This window comes from Arthrobacter sp. CAN_A6, from assembly GCF_015751715.1.
Taxonomy (GTDB): domain Bacteria; phylum Actinomycetota; class Actinomycetes; order Actinomycetales; family Micrococcaceae; genus Arthrobacter_D.
This window is the reverse complement of the sequence record NZ_JADOUV010000001.1, coordinates 64,407-81,129: the sequence shown is the minus strand read 5'-3', so window position 1 is coordinate 81,129 and position 16,723 is coordinate 64,407. Positions and strand designations below refer to the sequence as shown.

The 16,723-nt window shown below is 67.1% G+C and carries 17 protein-coding genes; 16 read left to right on the top strand and 1 reads right to left on the bottom strand.

What is annotated here, in order from left to right; genetic code table 11:
- Positions 1-7 precede the first annotated feature (7 nt).
- The 15 genes from IWX75_RS00420 to dhaM all read left to right on the top strand — a co-directional run bounded on the left by IWX75_RS00420 (position 8) and on the right by dhaM (position 14,940).
- Positions 8-499, top strand: a complete 492-nt coding sequence (locus IWX75_RS00420; RefSeq protein WP_196820291.1) for a DUF3180 domain-containing protein — start codon at positions 8-10, stop codon at positions 497-499.
- Positions 492-1,007 carry a PH domain-containing protein gene (locus tag IWX75_RS00415; protein WP_196820290.1) on the top strand — a complete coding sequence of 172 codons (516 nt, stop codon included), beginning with the start codon at positions 492-494 and terminating at the stop codon, positions 1,005-1,007. Before IWX75_RS00420 ends, IWX75_RS00415 begins: the two co-directional genes overlap by 8 nt.
- Positions 1,004-2,521 carry a PH domain-containing protein gene (locus IWX75_RS00410; protein WP_196820289.1) on the top strand — a complete coding sequence of 506 codons (1,518 nt, stop codon included), beginning with the start codon at positions 1,004-1,006 and terminating at the stop codon, positions 2,519-2,521. Before IWX75_RS00415 ends, IWX75_RS00410 begins: the two co-directional genes overlap by 4 nt.
- Positions 2,508-3,533 (top strand): Rossmann-like and DUF2520 domain-containing protein, encoded by a 1,026-nt coding sequence (locus IWX75_RS00405; RefSeq protein ID WP_196820288.1) that lies wholly within the window; start codon positions 2,508-2,510, stop codon positions 3,531-3,533. Before IWX75_RS00410 ends, IWX75_RS00405 begins: the two co-directional genes overlap by 14 nt.
- Positions 3,530-4,438, top strand: a complete 909-nt coding sequence (gene panC / locus IWX75_RS00400; protein WP_196820287.1) for a pantoate--beta-alanine ligase — start codon at positions 3,530-3,532, stop codon at positions 4,436-4,438. Before IWX75_RS00405 ends, panC begins: the two co-directional genes overlap by 4 nt.
- 96 nt (positions 4,439-4,534) lie before the next feature.
- Complete coding sequence (gene lysS / locus IWX75_RS00395) at positions 4,535-5,989, top strand: lysine--tRNA ligase (protein WP_196820817.1); 1,455 nt, start codon at positions 4,535-4,537, stop codon at positions 5,987-5,989.
- 4 nt (positions 5,990-5,993) lie between these two features.
- Positions 5,994-6,197 carry a hypothetical protein gene (locus tag IWX75_RS00390; RefSeq protein WP_196820875.1) on the top strand — a complete coding sequence of 68 codons (204 nt, stop codon included), beginning with the start codon at positions 5,994-5,996 and terminating at the stop codon, positions 6,195-6,197.
- 87 nt (positions 6,198-6,284) lie between these two features.
- Positions 6,285-6,608, top strand: a complete 324-nt coding sequence (locus tag IWX75_RS00385) for a histone-like nucleoid-structuring protein Lsr2 (RefSeq protein WP_196820286.1) — start codon at positions 6,285-6,287, stop codon at positions 6,606-6,608.
- Between the two features lie 91 nt (positions 6,609-6,699).
- Positions 6,700-9,207, top strand: a complete 2,508-nt coding sequence (locus IWX75_RS00380) for an ATP-dependent Clp protease ATP-binding subunit (protein WP_026532276.1) — start codon at positions 6,700-6,702, stop codon at positions 9,205-9,207.
- Between the two features lie 155 nt (positions 9,208-9,362).
- On the top strand, positions 9,363-11,435 hold the full coding sequence (locus tag IWX75_RS00375) for an alpha/beta fold hydrolase (protein ID WP_196820285.1): 2,073 nt from the start codon (positions 9,363-9,365) through the stop codon (positions 11,433-11,435).
- Between the two features lie 28 nt (positions 11,436-11,463).
- Positions 11,464-11,967, top strand: coding sequence for an amino-acid N-acetyltransferase (locus IWX75_RS00370; protein ID WP_196820284.1), 504 nt, complete (start codon positions 11,464-11,466; stop codon positions 11,965-11,967).
- Between the two features lie 150 nt (positions 11,968-12,117).
- Positions 12,118-12,297: a CsbD family protein gene (locus tag IWX75_RS00365; RefSeq protein WP_196820283.1), complete on the top strand. Its 180-nt coding sequence runs from the start codon at positions 12,118-12,120 to the stop codon at positions 12,295-12,297.
- A gap of 230 nt (positions 12,298-12,527) precedes the next feature.
- Positions 12,528-13,529 carry a dihydroxyacetone kinase subunit DhaK gene (gene dhaK / locus IWX75_RS00360; RefSeq protein WP_196820282.1) on the top strand — a complete coding sequence of 334 codons (1,002 nt, stop codon included), beginning with the start codon at positions 12,528-12,530 and terminating at the stop codon, positions 13,527-13,529.
- A gap of 2 nt (positions 13,530-13,531) precedes the next feature.
- Positions 13,532-14,176 carry a dihydroxyacetone kinase subunit DhaL gene (gene dhaL / locus IWX75_RS00355; protein ID WP_334684003.1) on the top strand — a complete coding sequence of 215 codons (645 nt, stop codon included), beginning with the start codon at positions 13,532-13,534 and terminating at the stop codon, positions 14,174-14,176.
- On the top strand, positions 14,173-14,940 hold the full coding sequence (gene dhaM, locus IWX75_RS00350; RefSeq protein ID WP_196820281.1) for a dihydroxyacetone kinase phosphoryl donor subunit DhaM: 768 nt from the start codon (positions 14,173-14,175) through the stop codon (positions 14,938-14,940). The genes dhaL and dhaM overlap by 4 nt, the downstream gene beginning before the upstream one ends.
- 14 nt (positions 14,941-14,954) lie before the next feature.
- Here dhaM and IWX75_RS00345 read toward each other — a convergent pair whose 3' ends face one another.
- Positions 14,955-15,917, bottom strand: a complete 963-nt coding sequence (locus IWX75_RS00345; RefSeq protein ID WP_334684072.1) for an A/G-specific adenine glycosylase — start codon at positions 15,915-15,917, stop codon at positions 14,955-14,957.
- Between the two features lie 90 nt (positions 15,918-16,007).
- Between IWX75_RS00345 and IWX75_RS00340 the strand changes: the two genes are divergently transcribed.
- Complete coding sequence (locus IWX75_RS00340) at positions 16,008-16,712, top strand: hypothetical protein (protein WP_334684002.1); 705 nt, start codon at positions 16,008-16,010, stop codon at positions 16,710-16,712.
- Positions 16,713-16,723 lie beyond the last annotated feature (11 nt).

The following is a 16,723-nucleotide window of genomic DNA, read 5'->3' as shown; positions in this document are numbered from 1 at the left end:
GTCTCCCGTGAGTGATATTCGGTTCCGCTGGCTCGCGGTGATCGGACTTGTGGCCGGGGCGGTGGGCTGGCTCGTCAACTGGTGGGCGACCCGCAACGGACTTCCCGCTCCCGCCCTCCACCTCAGCTCGCTGATCACCGTGGTGGTGATCACGGCCATCACCCTGATTTTCGGGCGGAAAGTGCTCGTGTGGCGGAACGGAAGCCGCAAGAAACCGCTCAACCCGATCCTCGCACTGCGGACCCTGATCCTCGCCCAGGCCTGCGCCTATGCCGGCGCGCTGAGTTTGGGCTGGCACGCCGGCATCTTCGTGGACCAGCTGAGCCTCGTCGGCGTGCGGTCTGCTCCCGGCCCGCTGTGGGGATCCCTTGCGCTCATGGCGGGTGGCATCGGAATGATCGTAGTGGGCCTGGTGGTGGAGAGTTTCTGCCGGCTTCCACCGGGCGACGACGACGCCGGTCCGGTGCGACAGGGCCGGGACGAGGGGGAGTATGCGTAGGGAACCGATCGATCCGGAAGGACTTGCCTGGACCGGGGTATCGCCGAAATACCTGAGGGTCCGGCTCCTGGGCTGGCTGATCGGCTCGATCCTCTGGCTTGCCCTCCTCAGCGTCCCCCTGGTCCTGAGGTTGACCGGAGTGTGGGACGGTTTTCCACCGATGGCCATCGCCTGGGCGCTGCCCGCCGTCGTGCTGGTGATCGCGGTCTTGACCGGCGTCCTCCTGCCGCGCCAGGTCGCAGCCATCGGCTACGCCGAGCGCGACGACGATCTCCTGATCCGGCGTGGCGTCTTCTTCCAGCGCACCCTGGTGGTGCCCTACGGTCGCATGCAGTACGTGGACGTGGCGGTGGGGCCGATCGAACGCGTCTTCGGGCTCTGCACGCTCAAGCTCCATACGGCATCGCCCACCACGAATGCCTCGATCGCAGGCCTTCCCACCGGTGAGGGTGCCCGCCTCCGCGAACAGCTCTCGGCCCGTGGGGAAGCCAGGCTGGCCGGCCTGTGAGCGGGGAACCCGGGCACCGCGAACCGAAAGGGCAGCCGCAGGCGGATTTCAGCCTGATCAGCAACCCGGATGATGCCTGGAGCAGGGTGCACATCATCTCGCCGCTCGTCCGGGGTTGGATCGCACTGGCAGCCATCGGCTTCTTCTTCGGCCGGGACTGGTTCGAGGGGCTCTTCAGCGACGAGGGGCCTTCCGGAGTTCCCGGTGGACTCGGAACCGGGTGGGCCATCGCCATCGTGCTGGGCGTGGTGGCTCTCATCGCCCTCGCGTTCCTCGTCTCCTGGTACTTCACCCGGTACCAGGTCACCGAGGAACACGTCCGGGTCAACACGGGCGTCCTCTTCCGCCAGAACCGCCAGGCACGCCTTGACCGTGTCCAGGCGATCGACGTGGTCCAACCTTTCCTTGCGCGGCTCTTCGGACTGGCCGAGCTCAAGTTCGAGGTGGCTGATGCCGGCGAGTCGGCAGTGCGGCTCGCCTTCCTGAAGCTCGGCGATGCACGCCGGCTCCGGGCGACCATCCTGGCCCGCGCAGCGGGAGTGGCGGTCGATCCCGAACATCCGGACCAGATCCAGGAGGCGCCCGAGCACGAGGTGGTGGCAGTGCCGGCCGGCCGCGTCATCGGAGGCGCGGTGCTCTCGGGTACCACCGTGCTGCTCGTGGTGGGCGCCGTCGTCGTGGTGGGTATCACCGTCATCTTCCGCACGCCGTTCGTGGCTCCCTCACTGATCCCGATCGTCCTGGGCGTGGCGGGTGCCTACTGGAGTGCCCTGAATACCGGATACAACTTCCGGGCCGCGCTCTCGCCCGACGGCATCCGGGTGCGCTACGGGCTCCTCGACACGCGTTCGCAGACGGTCCCCCCGGGACGGGTCCAGGCGATCGGAATCGTGCAGTCGCCCCTGTGGCGGCTCAAGGGCTGGTACAGGATCACCGTCAATGTGGCGGGCTATGGCGCCTCCTCCTCGAGCGAGGGACAGGCGCGGGCCACCCTCCTGCCCGTGGGCACCCGTGAGGAGGTCCTGAGGATCCTTGCGCTGGTGCTGCCGGATCCGGGTGTCGATGAGCCGGTGCGGGTCTTCACGGCCGGACTCGAGTCGCGCGGAAACACCGACGGATTCACGACGACGCCACGGCGCGCACGCCTGCTGGGGCCGCTGACCTGGAAACGTAACGGCTTCGCGGTCACCCGTACTGCCCTGCTGATCCGGTCGGGCGTCCTGTGGCGGGCCCTCGACGTCGTCCCGCATGAACGGACGCAGTCGCTCTCGCTGCACCAGGGCCCATTGGATCGGTTGTTCCGGGTCGCCGGACTCCAGTTGCAGACCACGCCCGGCCCTGTGGCACCCCGCATCCGACAAGCCGACGAGACGCTTGCCTGGGAACTTTTCCACGGCCAGGCCCGAAGGGCAGCCGAAGCCCGGCGGTGCAGCAGGCCCGAACAGTGGCTGAAGCCGATGCAGCAGACGCCGCCCCGACACGATGAGGACACCGGATTCCATGAGCAGCTCTGACCCGTCACGCCGTCCCGGGAGGCTGGGCGTGGGAATCGTGGGAGCCGGCAGGGTAGGGGCCGTACTGGGGGCCGCCCTCCGCGCTGCCGGCCACGCCGTCGTCGGGGTCTCCGCGGTTTCGGAGGCGAGCAGGGAGCGCGCGGGGCTGTTGCTTCCCGGGGTTCCGGTCCTTGAGATCCCGGACATCGTCGAGCGCGCCGAACTGGTGCTGCTGGCTGTGCCCGACGACGCCCTGCCGCCGCTCGTGGAAGGCCTCGCCCGGCTGGGTGCCTGGCAGCCGGGCCAGCTCGTCGTCCACACCTCGGGCCGGTACGGGATCGGAGTGCTCGCTCCTGCCCGGGCGAGAGGGGCGATTCCCCTTGCGCTCCACCCCGCCATGACGTTCACCGGCATGAGCCTCGATCTCGGGAGGCTGCCCGATTGCTGCTTCGGCATCACCGCTCCGGGTGCCGTGCTGCCGATAGCCCAGGCACTGGTCGTGGAGATGGGCGCCGAACCCGTGGTGATCGAGGAGGAAAGCCGTGTGCTCTACCACGCAGCACTCGCCCATGCGTCGAACCACCTGGTGACCCTCGCCTCCCAATCGGCGCAGCTCCTCGGTGACCTCGGGGTGCACAGGCCCGAGCGCATGCTCGGGCCGCTGATGAAGGCGTCCCTCGAAAATGCCCTGTCCGCGGGGGAGGGGGCGTTGACCGGCCCGGTTTCCCGGGGGGACACCGGCACCGTCGCTGCCCACGCCGAGGCGCTGGCCGCGCATGACGCGCAGGACATCCGGATCGCCTACCGTGAAATGGCGAGGGCCACCGCCCAGCGCGCCGTCGAGCGCGGCCTCCTGAGCCGGGAACAGGGCGACGCCGTCGTTGCGGTCCTCGACGGCGGTCCGGAAGTCGATCCGGGGAGCGTTGCGACGGATGCTCCCGACGCCGGTCCGGGGAGCGGTGCGGCGGATGCTCCCGACGCCGGTCCAGGGAGCGGTCCAGGCGAGGCCGGGACAAAGGAGGACGAATTATGAGCGGCGCATTCCCCGAGCCGGTCGTTGTGACGACGGCGGCCGAATTACGAGAGGCCAGCGCCCGGTTGCTCCGGGATACCGGAGTTCCGCTCCCGTCGCTGGGCCTTGTCCCCACCATGGGTGCGCTGCATGCCGGCCATGCCGGCCTGGCCACTGCTGCACGGGACGGCAACGACGTCGTGGTGGCCAGTATCTTCATCAATCCGCTCCAGTTCGGCGAGCCGGCGGATCTCGAGCGTTATCCACGCACGCTCGACGCGGACCTCGAGCTGTTGGGGCGGTGCGGCGTGGACCTCGTCTTCGCGCCGTCGGGGGCGGAGATGTACCCCGGGGGCGAGCCCCAGGTGCGGGTCCGGTCGGGCCCCCTTGCCGACAAACTCGAGGGCGCAGCGCGGCCCGGACACTTCGACGGCATGCTGACCGTCGTCGCCAAGCTCCTGCATGTTGCACAGCCACCGGTGGAAGCCCGCTTCCGTGCCTATTTCGGGCAGAAGGATGCACAGCAGCTGGTCCTGATCCGGTGCATGGTCAGCGACCTGAACTTCCCGGTAGGGATCGTGGGGGTCCCGACGGTGCGGGCGTCCGACGGACTCGCCCTTTCCAGCCGGAACGCCTTCCTCTCCGCGGCGGAGCGGAAGGCGGCGCTGGTCCTGCCGCGAGCCCTCCGCCTGCTCGAGGAAAGGGCCGCCCGGCACGAGGCGCTGGATCCGGACTCGGTGCTCGACATGCTCGCGAGTGAGCGTTCGGTGAGCCTCGACTACCTCGAAATCGTGGATCCGGGAACCCTTGAGCCCCTCGCCTTCAATTGCCGCCATGTGCCCTTCACCGGCTCGGCGCTGGCGGTCATCGCCGCCCGGGTGGGACCTGTCCGGCTCATCGACAACATGCGGCTGGGCCCGGAGTGACCTGCGCCACCCGGAGTGACGGCACAGGACGAACCAGTAAACTGGTCTACCGTGACCACTGACGACACTTCCCCCGCTGATGACTTCAATGAGCAGATGCGCATCCGCCTCGCCAAGCGCGCGGGCCTGCTGGAAAGGGGCAGGGAGGCGTACCCCGTCAAGCCGGAGCGCACCCACTCCCTCGCCGAGCTCCGGAAGCGGTTCGGAAGCCTCGCCGCCGAGGAGACCTCCGGTGAGGTGGTCAGCGCGGTGGGAAGGGTGGTCTTCATCCGCAACTCGGGAAAGCTGTGCTTCGCCACCCTGCAGGAGGGTAACGGGACCCGGCTCCAGGTGATGCTCAGCCTCGCTGCCGTCGGAGCGGACGCCCTCGCGGACTGGAAATCGCTGGCTGATCTCGGCGATCACGTCCAGGTGCACGGTGAGGTGCTGAGTTCGAAACGCGGCGAGCTATCCATTATGGCCGATTCGTGGAGCATGGCGTCGAAGGCGCTTCGGCCGCTGCCCACGCTCCACGCCGGCGTCAACGAGGAAACCCGCGTCCGTCAGCGCTACGTGGACCTGATGGTCCGCGAAGAAGCTCGCGACATGGTGAGAAAACGCGCCGCCATCACCCGCAGTGTCCGCGAAACCCTTCACGCGCTCCACTATGTCGAAGTCGAGACGCCGATATTGCAGCTGGTGCACGGTGGTGCCACTGCGAGGCCCTTTGAAACACACCTCAATGCCTTCGACCAGAAAATGACCCTCCGCATTGCCCTCGAGCTTTATCTCAAGCGGACGGTGGTAGGAGGAATCGACCGCGTCTACGAAATCGGGCGTATTTTCCGAAACGAGGGGGTCGACTCGACGCACAGCCCCGAATTCACCATGCTCGAATGCTACGAAGCGTACACCGACCAATTCGGAATGGCAGAGCGCATGAAGGAAATAATCCTGAATTGCGCCGACGCATTGGGAAGCCGGACCATCGAGACGGACAAAGGCACGATCGACCTCGACGGGGACTGGGACTGGCTCGGCGTCTATCCGGGGCTGTCCGCAGCGGTCGATCAGGAGATTACCCCCGATACTTCCGAAGAAATCCTTCGGCGGATTGCTGAATCACGCGGAGTTGCGGTCAATCCCGCCTGGCAGGCCGAAAAGCTCGTCCTCGAGCTTTTCTCCGAACTGGTGGAACCTTCCCTGCTCCAGCCCACTTTCGTCTACGATTACCCGCCGTCCGCGCAGCCCCTCGCCCGGCAGCATCGGGAGAATCCCCGGCTCATCGAGGCCTGGGACCTGATCATCGGCGGCATGGAGCGTGGTACGGCCTTCTCCGAACTGATCGACCCGGTGATTCAGCGCGAGCGCCTGACCGCACAGTCCCGCAGGGCCGCGGAAGGGGACGACGAGGCGATGCAGCTGGACGAGGACTTCCTACGGGCGCTCGAGTACGGCGCCCCTCCGATGGGCGGGATCGGTCTCGGTATCGACCGCTTGGTGATGCTTTTCACGAATGTGGGAATTCGTGAGTCCATTCTGTTCCCCATTCTGAAACCCGTGCAGGGATAGCGCCGTGGAATACCTTGCCGTCCTTTTGCCCTCCGCCTCCCTCGCCGTGATTTTCTACTTCGTCATGCGGGCCATCTTCAACGCCGATCGTGCGGAGCGTGAGGCCATGGCGCGTGCGGAGGAAAGACTTCCCGATGTGACTAAAGTGAAGAATGAGCAGGAAGAAACGCCTGAAACTAAAGCGAAGCCGGATAGCGGCCAGGCATAGCATTCCGGTATTCCCTTTGACCTGGCTCCTTTGTTGCTACATAATCGCAGAGGGGGGTTATTCATCAAATTCTAAAGGGAGTATATTGTGGCGCAAAAAGTGAAGATTATCCTCATTGACGACATCGACGGCGGAGATGCCGACGAAACGGTCCGCTTCGGCCTTGACGGCGCCCAGTACGAAATCGACTTGTCGGAAGCCCACGCCGGAGAATTGCGGGACGCCCTCAAGAATTATGTTTCCGCCGCACGGCGCAGTAATCAGTCGAAGCAGCGCTCCGCACCGGCGCCGGTCCGCAACCAGGAAGCCGCCCAGGTTCGGGAGTGGGCCCGGGAGAACGGCTACAACGTCTCGGCGCGTGGCCGGGTGAACAGCGAGATCGTCGAGGCATACCGCGCCGCGCAGCGTTAGGGGCGGCGTGATCTCGCCTGTGGCGAACACGCCCCAAAAGCTCCTTCTCTGCACGTAGCATCGAATTACGCGTTAGCTAGGAGTGTGCCCCATGTTTGAAAGATTCACAGATCGTGCCCGTCGTGTTGTTGTGCTGGCCCAGGAAGAGGCCCGCATGCTCAACCATAATTACATCGGCACCGAGCACATCCTGCTTGGGTTGATCCATGAGGGCGAGGGTGTAGCCGCCAAGGCCCTCGAGTCGCTCAGCATCTCGCTGGGTGCCGTGCGTGAGCAGGTCCAGGAAATCATCGGACAGGGCCAGCAGGCGCCGTCGGGTCATATTCCCTTCACCCCCCGGGCCAAGAAGGTGCTGGAGCTCTCCCTGAGGGAGGCACTGCAGCTCGGTCACAACTACATCGGCACTGAGCACATCCTGCTGGGCCTCATCCGTGAGGGCGAAGGTGTTGCCGCGCAGGTGCTGGTGAAGCTCGGAGCGGACCTCAACCGGGTCCGCCAGCAGGTGATCCAGCTGCTCTCGGGCTACCAGGGCAAGGAGCCCGCAGTAGCAGGAGGCCAGCAGCAGGAGGGGACCCCTGCAGGTTCGGTGGTGCTCGACCAGTTCGGGCGCAACCTCACGCAGGCCGCCCGCGAATCGAAGCTCGACCCCGTCATCGGCCGTGAGTCGGAGATGGAGCGGGTCATGCAGGTGCTCTCCCGCCGCACCAAGAACAATCCAGTGCTGATCGGTGAGCCCGGCGTGGGCAAGACCGCCGTCGTCGAGGGGCTCGCCCAGGCGATCGTCCGCGGCGACGTGCCGGAGACGATCAAGGACAAGCAGCTCTACACGCTCGACCTCGGTTCGCTCGTCGCCGGCTCCCGGTACCGCGGTGACTTCGAGGAGCGCCTGAAGAAGGTGCTCAAGGAGATCCGGACGCGCGGCGACATCATCCTCTTCATCGATGAGATCCATACGCTCGTCGGGGCAGGCGCAGCCGAAGGGGCCATCGACGCGGCGTCGATCCTGAAGCCGATGCTCGCCCGCGGTGAGCTGCAGACCATCGGAGCCACCACGCTCGACGAGTACCGCAAGCACATCGAGAAGGATGCCGCTCTCGAGCGTCGTTTCCAGCCCATCCAGGTGCAGGAACCGTCGGTGGCCCACGCCATCGAGATCCTCAAGGGACTGCGTGACCGTTACGAGGCACACCACCGTGTCTCGATCACCGACGGCGCACTGACCTCGGCCGCCACGCTCGCCGAGCGGTACATCTCCGACCGCTTCCTGCCGGACAAGGCGATCGACCTGATCGACGAGGCTGGTGCCCGGCTGCGGATCCGGCGCATGACCGCGCCGCCGGAGCTCAAGGAGATCGACGAGCGCATCGCCGACGTCAAGAGGGAAAAGGAGTCGGCGATCGATTCGCAGGACTTCGAAGGCGCTGCCTCCCTCCGCGACAAGGAGCAGAAACTGCAGGACGAGCGCTCCGACAAGGAGCGCAGGTGGAAGTCCGGCGGCCTTGACGACATCGCCGAGGTCGACGAGGAACTGATCGCCGAGGTTCTTGCGATCTCCACCGGCATCCCCGTGTTCAAGCTGACCGAGGCCGAGTCCTCGAGGCTGCTGAACATGGAGGATGAACTCCACAAGCGGGTCATCGGGCAGAACCAGGCCATCAAGGCGATCTCGCAGGCCATCCGGCGCACGCGCGCAGGCCTGAAGGACCCGAAGCGTCCGGGCGGTTCGTTCATCTTCGCCGGTCCCACCGGTGTGGGTAAGACCGAGCTCGCCAAGGCCCTCGCGGAGTTCCTGTTCGGTGACGAGGATGCCCTGATTACGCTCGACATGTCCGAGTACTCCGAGAAGCACACGGTGTCACGCCTCTTCGGTGCTCCTCCGGGGTACGTGGGCTATGAGGAGGGTGGCCAGCTCACCGAGAAGGTCCGCCGCAAGCCGTTCTCGGTGGTGCTGTTCGACGAGGTGGAGAAGGCCCATGCCGATCTCTTCAACTCCCTCCTGCAGATTCTCGAGGACGGCCGCCTGACGGACAGCCAGGGCCGCATGGTCGACTTCAAGAACACGGTCATCATCATGACCACCAACCTTGGAACACGCGACATCTCCAAGGGTGTGATGACCGGATTCCAGTCGGGCACGGACACCAACACGAGTTACAACCGGATGAAGGCGAAGGTTCAGGAAGAGCTGAAGCAGCATTTCCGGCCCGAGTTCCTCAACCGCGTCGATGACACGGTGGTGTTCCCGCAGCTCACCCAGGACGAGATCGTCGAGATCGTCGACCTGTTCCTCGAGCGGCTCAGCAAGCGGATGGCCGACAAGGGAATGACCATCGAGCTGACGCCCGCCGCAAAGGTACTCCTCGCCACCCGCGGCTACGACCCGTCGATGGGCGCGCGGCCGCTGCGCCGCACCATGCAGCGGGAAATCGAGGATCAGCTGTCCGAAAAGATCCTGTTCGGCGACCTGAAGTCCGGTGAGCGTGTGGACGTGGACGTCGAAGGCGAAGGGACCGACGCCGTGTTCACCTTTGTGGGACATGGAGCCCCCAAGGAGCTGGAGGACGGCCCGGCGGCCATCGAAGCGACGGTTCCCGAGTAGTCGTTTTCTGAGCGCCGGCACTATCGAAGAATCCCGCTCCGGGCCACCGTGGCGGGATTCTTTGCGTAACCCCCGGCATTGGTGCTCGGGGCAACGAGATTACTCCCTCAGTGAACCCCGCCCGGTTTCGGCACTTGCGGTGATACGTATTGCGGATGAACCTTGACGATTCGCACACCACCGATGGCCATGGCTCTCCGGACGAGGCCACGCCGTTCCATGACCTCGAGAACTTCGTTGCCCTCCCGAGGTTGAGCGGGCTCACGATGAACTCCGACGGGAGCCGCCTTGTCACCTCGGTGGCCACCCTCAATCCGAAGCGCACGGGCTACGCCACCGCCCTCTGGGACGTGGACCCCTCGGGAGAGCGGCCCGCACACCGCCTGACACACAGCGCCGAAGGTGAATCCGGGGCCGCATTCCTTGCCACGGGCGACCTGCTGTTCACGTCCGCCCGGCCCGACCCCGGCAACGGGGCCGATGACGCCGGGAAGCAGGCCTCGCTGTGGCGGCTGGCGGCGCGTGGCGGAGAGGCGGAACTGCTCCACTCGCGGCCGGGCGGAATCAGCTCCGTCGCCACGGCCGCGCACGCCGACACCGCCGTCGTTGTTGCCGACGTCCTCGCCGGCGCCTCCGGTGAGGCGGAGGATGCCGAGCGTCGCACTGCCCGCAAGGACACCGGCGTTGCCGCGATCCTCCACTCCGGCTACCCGGTCCGGTACTGGGACGCCGACCTCGGCCCTGGTGAGCCGCGTTATTTCCGGCTGGAGGCGGACGCGGAGGATGAACCTCTGGTTCCGCTCGCCGAAGGCATCGGTGCCGGGCTCCGCGACTCCCACCCGGAGGTGAGCCCCGACGGAGCGATGCTGTTCACCGCCCTCCGCCTGCCGGAGGCCCTCGGCTCCCAGCGCAGCGCGCTTGCGCGTATCGACGTCGCTACCGGTGAGCGGACCGTGCTGGTGAACGAGGCCGGCTTCGATGCGGCCCCGGGTCCCGTGAGCCCGGACGGCAGGACCGTCGTCGTGATCTGCAACCGGCGCACCTCGGCCGACACCTCCCCCCGGACGTGGCTGGCCCTCCTGCCGGTCCAGGGCGGGGACCTCATCCCGCTGGCGAAGGACTGGGATCGCTGGCCCGCTCCCGCGGCCTGGCTCCCGGACGGCTCCGGCATTCTCGTGACAGCCGACGACGACGGCGCTGCGCCGGTCTTCGCCATCGACACCACCACCGGTGCGGTCCGCCGGATCACGACCGATGCTGCCGCGTACTCCGATATCTCGGTCAGCCCCGACGGCACCACCGCCTACGGACTGCGCAGCTCCTACCTCTACCCGGCCGAGCCCGTTCGGATCGACCTCGGAACCGGGGAAACCACGCGGCTGCGCGGCCCCGTGGAACGGCCTGAAGTCCCCGGAACCCTCGAGCGCGTGGAAACCGTCGGGGAGGACGGCCAGCCGGTGAAGTCGTGGCTGGTCCTGCCGCAGGACGCCTCGGACGCGTCTCCGGTTCCGGCACTGCTGTGGATCCACGGCGGGCCGCTCGGCTCCTGGAACGCATGGACCTGGCGCTGGTCACCGTGGTTGCTCGCGGCGAAGGGCTACGCAGTGCTCCTTCCCGATCCGGCCCTGTCCACAGGCTACGGGCAGCACATGATCGACCGCGGCTGGGGCCAGTGGGGTGGAGCGCCCTACACGGACCTCATGGCTGCCACTGACGCGCTGGTGCAGCGGGCCGACATCGACGAGAGCCGCGTCGCTGCAATGGGCGGTTCCTTCGGTGGGTACATGGCGAACTGGGTAGCAGGCCACACCGACCGCTTCACGGCGATCGTCACCCACGCAAGTCTGTGGGCGCTCGACCAGTTCGGCCCCACCACCGACACGGCCTATTACTGGAAGCAGGAGATGACTCCGGACATGCTGCGGGACAACTCGCCGCACCACTCCGTCGGTAATATCAACACGCCGATGCTCGTCATCCACGGCGACAAGGACTACCGGGTTCCCATCGGCGAGGGCCTTCGGCTGTGGTACGAACTGTTGTCCGCATCGAAGCTTCCGGCGAACGACGACGGCACCACCGTCCACCGGTTCCTCTATTTCCCTGATGAGAACCACTGGATCCTCAAACCCCAGCACACGAAGGTCTGGTACGGCGTCGTCGAAGCGTTCCTTGCCCGGCATGTTCTCGGCGAGGAGAAGGAACTCCCGCCCGAGCTGGGACTGTAGGCACGCCGGGCTTTGTAGACTTGGGCGAATGAGCCCCGACTACAGCCTGCGCCGTGCCCGGACGTCCGATGTCCCTGCCATCAAGGCGCTGGTGGCGCCGCTGGCGGATCAGCGCATCCTCATGGCGAAGGAAACCGTCGCCTACTACGAAGGGCTCCAGGAATTCCGGATCGCCGAGGGGGAGGACGGCGCAGTGCTCGGGTGCGGTGCCCTGCACATCATGTGGGAGGACCTTGCCGAGGTGCGCACGCTCGCCACGGCGGACTCCGGGCGGGGCATCGGGCGGGCGATCCTCGAGCAGCTCATCGAGGACGCCAGGAACTACGGGGTGAAGCGCGTATTCTGCCTGACATTCGAGGTGCAGTTCTTCGCCCGGCACGGATTCGAGGTCATGGCGGACCAGTCTGCCGTGGATCCCCAGATCTACTCGGAGCTCCTCCGCTCGCATGACGAGGGCGTGGCGGAGTTCCTCGACCTCGCCCGCGTGAAGCCGAATACGCTCGGGAATACGCGAATGATCCGGCACCTGTAGCAGGCGGCGCAGGTTCCCGGCTGAGGGAGATCACCGTCAGGGGGTGGAAAAGGCGGCCGGAATCTGGATATAGTAAGACTGCTTAGCATCCCAGCGATGCGGTTGGACTGCCGGAACCGGAGTCCGTACACCGAGCGAAAGGATCCACTTATGGGTTTGGATGACAAGATCGGAAACAAGAGCCAGGACCTCGGCGGCAAGGCCAAGGAAGGCTTCGGCAAGGCCACCGGCAACGAGAGCATGGAAGCCGAGGGTCACGGAGACCAGGCCAAATCCAGCCTCAAGGATGCAGGCGAGAACATCAAGGATGCTTTCAAGAAGGACAAGTAGCACCTGCTTCGACTGCAAGGAATTCGAGAAGTGAACCTGCGGGAGGCGCCCATCACCGGGCGCCTCCCGCAGGCGCGTTAACGGCGTGGCACTGCAGCCGCCGTCGCACGCCTTCGGAAGCCGTACGCCCTAGGAATGCGGGAAAGCCGAGGGTATCGTTTGGCTTGGCCGGTGCGGTCCGAGGCGGATCCGCAGGTCTTTCCTGTTCGCAGCCATAGGAGCGTGCCGTCGTGAAGAAGCTCATCAACAACCCCCGGGCAGTGGTCGCCGAATCCGTCGAGGGGTTCGGGCGTGCGCATGCCGACCTCGTGACCGTCCATCCCGACCCACTCTTCATCACCCGGAAGGACGCCCCGGTCAGCGGCAAGGTGGGCCTGGTCTCGGGCGGTGGAAGCGGCCATGAGCCGCTGCATGCCGGATACGTAGGGCGCGGAATGCTCGATGCGGCTGTTCCCGGGGCCATGTTCACTTCTCCTACGCCCGACCAGATCCTCCCTGCCACCATCGCCGTCGACGGCGGCGCAGGAGTGCTCCATATCGTCAAGAACTACACAGGTGACGTCCTCAATTTCGAGACCGCCGCCGAACTGGCGGACGAGGAGGGCGTGGCGGTCCGTTCCGTGCTGGTGAACGACGACGTCGCCGTGGAGGATTCGCTGTACACGGCAGGCCGGCGGGGAGTGGGAGGCACCGTCTTCGTCGAGCGGATCGCGGGAGCCGCGGCCGAGCGCGGCGATGACCTGGAGTCCGTCACCGCCGTCGCCCAGCGGGTTGCAGACAATGTGAGGTCGATGGGTGTGGCACTGGCGGCCTGCACCGTGCCGCACGCCGGTGTGCCGAGCTTCGACCTCGCGGAGGACGAGATCGAGATCGGTATCGGCATCCATGGTGAACCCGGGCGGCACCGCATCGCCATGGAGGACGCCGACGGCATCACAGTGCGCCTGCTCGAACCGATCACCGCCGACCTCGCGCTCACGGCGGGCGACCGCGTCCTGATCATGGTCAACGGCATGGGCGGAACCCCGGCAAGTGAGCTCTACATCGTCTTCCGCAAGGCCGTTCAACTGCTCGAGGCGCAGGGCGTGCAGGTCGAGCGGTCGCTCGTCGGCAACTACATCACCGCGCTGGAGATGCAGGGCGCCTCGTTGTCGGTCCTGCGGCTCGATGACGAACTGGTGGAGCTGTGGGACTCGCCGGTCCATACCGCAGCCTTGCGCTGGGGGGTCTAGCGGTGACGTTATCCACGCAATGGGCAGTTGCCTGGCTTCGCGGAGCCGCCGACGTCGTTGCCGAGAACCGCGCCCTGCTCATCGATCTCGACCGCGCCATCGGGGACGCCGACCACGGCGAGAACCTCGACCGCGGGTTCAGCGCGGTGGTGGCCAAGCTCGACGCCGGTCCGGACCCGGCCACCCCCGGCGAAGTGCTGAAGAATGCGGCGATGACGCTGATGTCGACGGTCGGGGGAGCTGCCGGACCGTTGTACGGGACGGCCTTCCTGCGGGCGGCGAAGGCGCTGGGGGACGCCGTCGAGGTGGGCCCCGATGAGGCGGCGATGATGCTCGAAGCCGCGCGGGACGGCGTCGTGGCCCGGGGGAAAGCCGAAGTGGGGGACAAGACGATGGTCGATGCGTGGACCCCGGCTGTCGAGTCCGCCCGCACTGCGGCGGACGCCGGAGCGAGTGCCGAAGAGGTCCTGTCCGCTGCGGCCAACGCAGCGCACGCGGGAGCGGTTGCTACCGAGCCGCTGATCGCGAGGAAGGGCCGCGCGAGCTATCTGGGCGAGCGGAGCGCCAACCACCGTGACCCGGGGGCAGTGTCGACAGCGATGATCCTCCAGGCGGCGGCAGTGGCGGCAGGCAGCGTGAATCTATGAGCGGCGGGTCCGTCGGTGCAGCAGCGAACGTGGGGCTCGTGATCGTGTCCCACAGCGAGAAGATCGCCGAGGGAGTGTGCGAGCTGGCCGCCCAGATGGCGCCCGACGTCGTCCTGGTCGCAGCGGGCGGCACCGACGGTGGAGCGGGTGCGGCGCGGATCGGTACGAGCTTCGAGAAGGTCCAGCGGGGGATCGGGAGCGCGGACAGCGGCAGCGGCGTCGTGATCCTCACCGACCTCGGTTCTGCCGTCATGACCGCGGAGATGGCGTTGGAATTCCTCGACCCGGAGCAGCGGGGAATGGTGCGCCTGGCGCAGGCCGCCCTGGTCGAGGGCGCCGTCGCTGCGGCCGTCCAGGCGCAGGGCGGCGCCGCGCTCCAGGAAGTGGTGAGGGCCGCGGAGGGGGCGGTAGTCTCGATCGACCCGGAGGGGCTGGAGCCGTTCGTCACGCACGAAGCCGCCGCGCCGGGTTCGCGGCGGTCCCCGGCGGACACTTCGGGCGCACCGACGGTCGGCGGCTCATGGACCCTTCCCAACCAGATGGGGCTCCATGCCCGGCCCGCCGCGTTCCTGGCGTCCGGCCTCCTGGACCTCGAGGCGGAAATCACCATCAACGGAGTGGACGCGAAATCGGTGATGCTGCTCATGAGCCTCGGCCTGGGGCAGGGCAGGGAGGTCACGGCCGAAGCGTCCGGCCCGGACGCACAGGCGGCCATCGACCTGATCGAAGCGGCAGTGGTGTCAGGATTCGGGGAACCTGCCTAGCCTCCGATCCGGATTCACTGCGGCAGGCGGATTCCCTCACCGGTTTCCTCGGCCAGACCGTCTGCCAGCAGGCCGGCAAGGGAGCGCTCGAGCTGCTCAGCCGGAGCGCGCAGGCGGTGCAGGCCGTCGAGGGCGGTGATGCTGCGGTTTCCCGGAGGGTGCGCCAGATCCACGGGTGCATTCAGCAGCAGCTCCGGCCCGACGCAGCCCTCGGCTTCGCGCAGGACGGCCAGGATGGCGCCGCGCACCTGCCGGTCGGTCCCGGCCCAGGCCTGTCCTTTGGGAATGTAGTCCGGCTCCGGCCGACCGGCGGCGACCCACGCACAGGATTCGAGGACGGGACATGCTTCACAGCGCGGCGAGCGCGCCGTGCACACCATGGCACCGAGCTCCATGACACCGGCGTTCCAGCGCACGGAGAGGGCGTCGTCGTCGGGAAGGAGGAGGGAGGCCCGCCGCATCTCGGCTGCCGTCAGGGCCGGTGCGGGCAGTGCCTTGCCGCCCAGCAGGCGTGCATGGACCCGGCGGATGTTGGTGTCGACAACCGTTTCGCGCGCACCGAAGGCGAAAGCGGCGACGGCGGCGGCGGTGTAGCTCCCGACGCCCGGCAGGGTGAGGAGCGTGTCGTAATCCGCGGGGACGGCGCCCTCGTGACGGTCCACCATCGCGCTCGCTGCCGCGTGCAGGCGGAGCGCCCGGCGGGGATACCCGAGCCGGCCCCAGTGGCGGACAGCCTCCCCCGCCGGCTCGCCGGCAAGGTCCGACGGCGTCGGCCACCGAGCGAGCCACTCCTCCCACACCGGAAGTACGCGCACCACAGGAGTCTGCTGCAGCATGATTTCGCTGACGAATACCCCCCACGGCGTGCGTTCGGCACTCCGCCACGGCAGCTCCCTCGCGGAAGCCGCGAACCACTCCGAAATCGTTGCATGGAGGTCTTCCACTCCTGGCTCGGTGGCGGGGCGCGGGGCAGGCATGGAGTGGATCGGGGAATTCATGGTGAGCAATACTCTATCGACCGGCGTGGTGGCGTCAGCAATCGGTGCCCCGCTCCCTAGCCTTGAAGAATGGAACCAGTTCACGGACCGGGTAGTGCCGGAAGTCACGGAGTGTCCCCGAGGCGCCCAAGCCCGGCAGTCTATCGTCGTCGTCGACGCCTTGCCGCAGCCGTCCTGGCACTGTTGATCGTCGCGCTGCTCGTTGCCGGCGTCGTCATGGTGATCGGCCTCTTCTCCGCGAACGACGGCGACCCCGCGGCGGCTGGGGCTGTGGCGACGACGGCCGCTCCTCCTGCCGCCCCGTCGGCTGCCGACGGGGCCTCAGCGGAGCCTCCACCCTCGGCTTCCGAACCGGAGCCTACTGCGGCCGATGAGGCGTCAGAGCCGGAATGCGATCCCGCCGAGATCGCAGTCGAGGCGAGAACCGATGCACCGGCCTACCCTCCGGGGCAGGAACCGGTCCTGAGCCTGGTCGTGCGCAATGAAAGTGAGACGGCGTGCGCCGTCAACGTCGGCACCTCGCAGATGGAGTTCGTCGTTGCCGACCCGGCTGACCGGATCTTCTCGTCGACCGATTGCCAGCAGGCACCGCAGGATCTCGAGCGGGTCCTGGAGCCCGGGGCGGAGGAGGTAGCGACGCTCGAGTGGGCGCGCACGCGCACTACTCCCGGGTGCGCCTCGGTGGAACCTGTTCCTGAAGGTGGAACCTTTGTCCTGACCACGCGCCTGGGAGGCCTCACCAGCGGGACGACGTCGTTCATGCTCGACGGTTAGGCCTGGTGCGG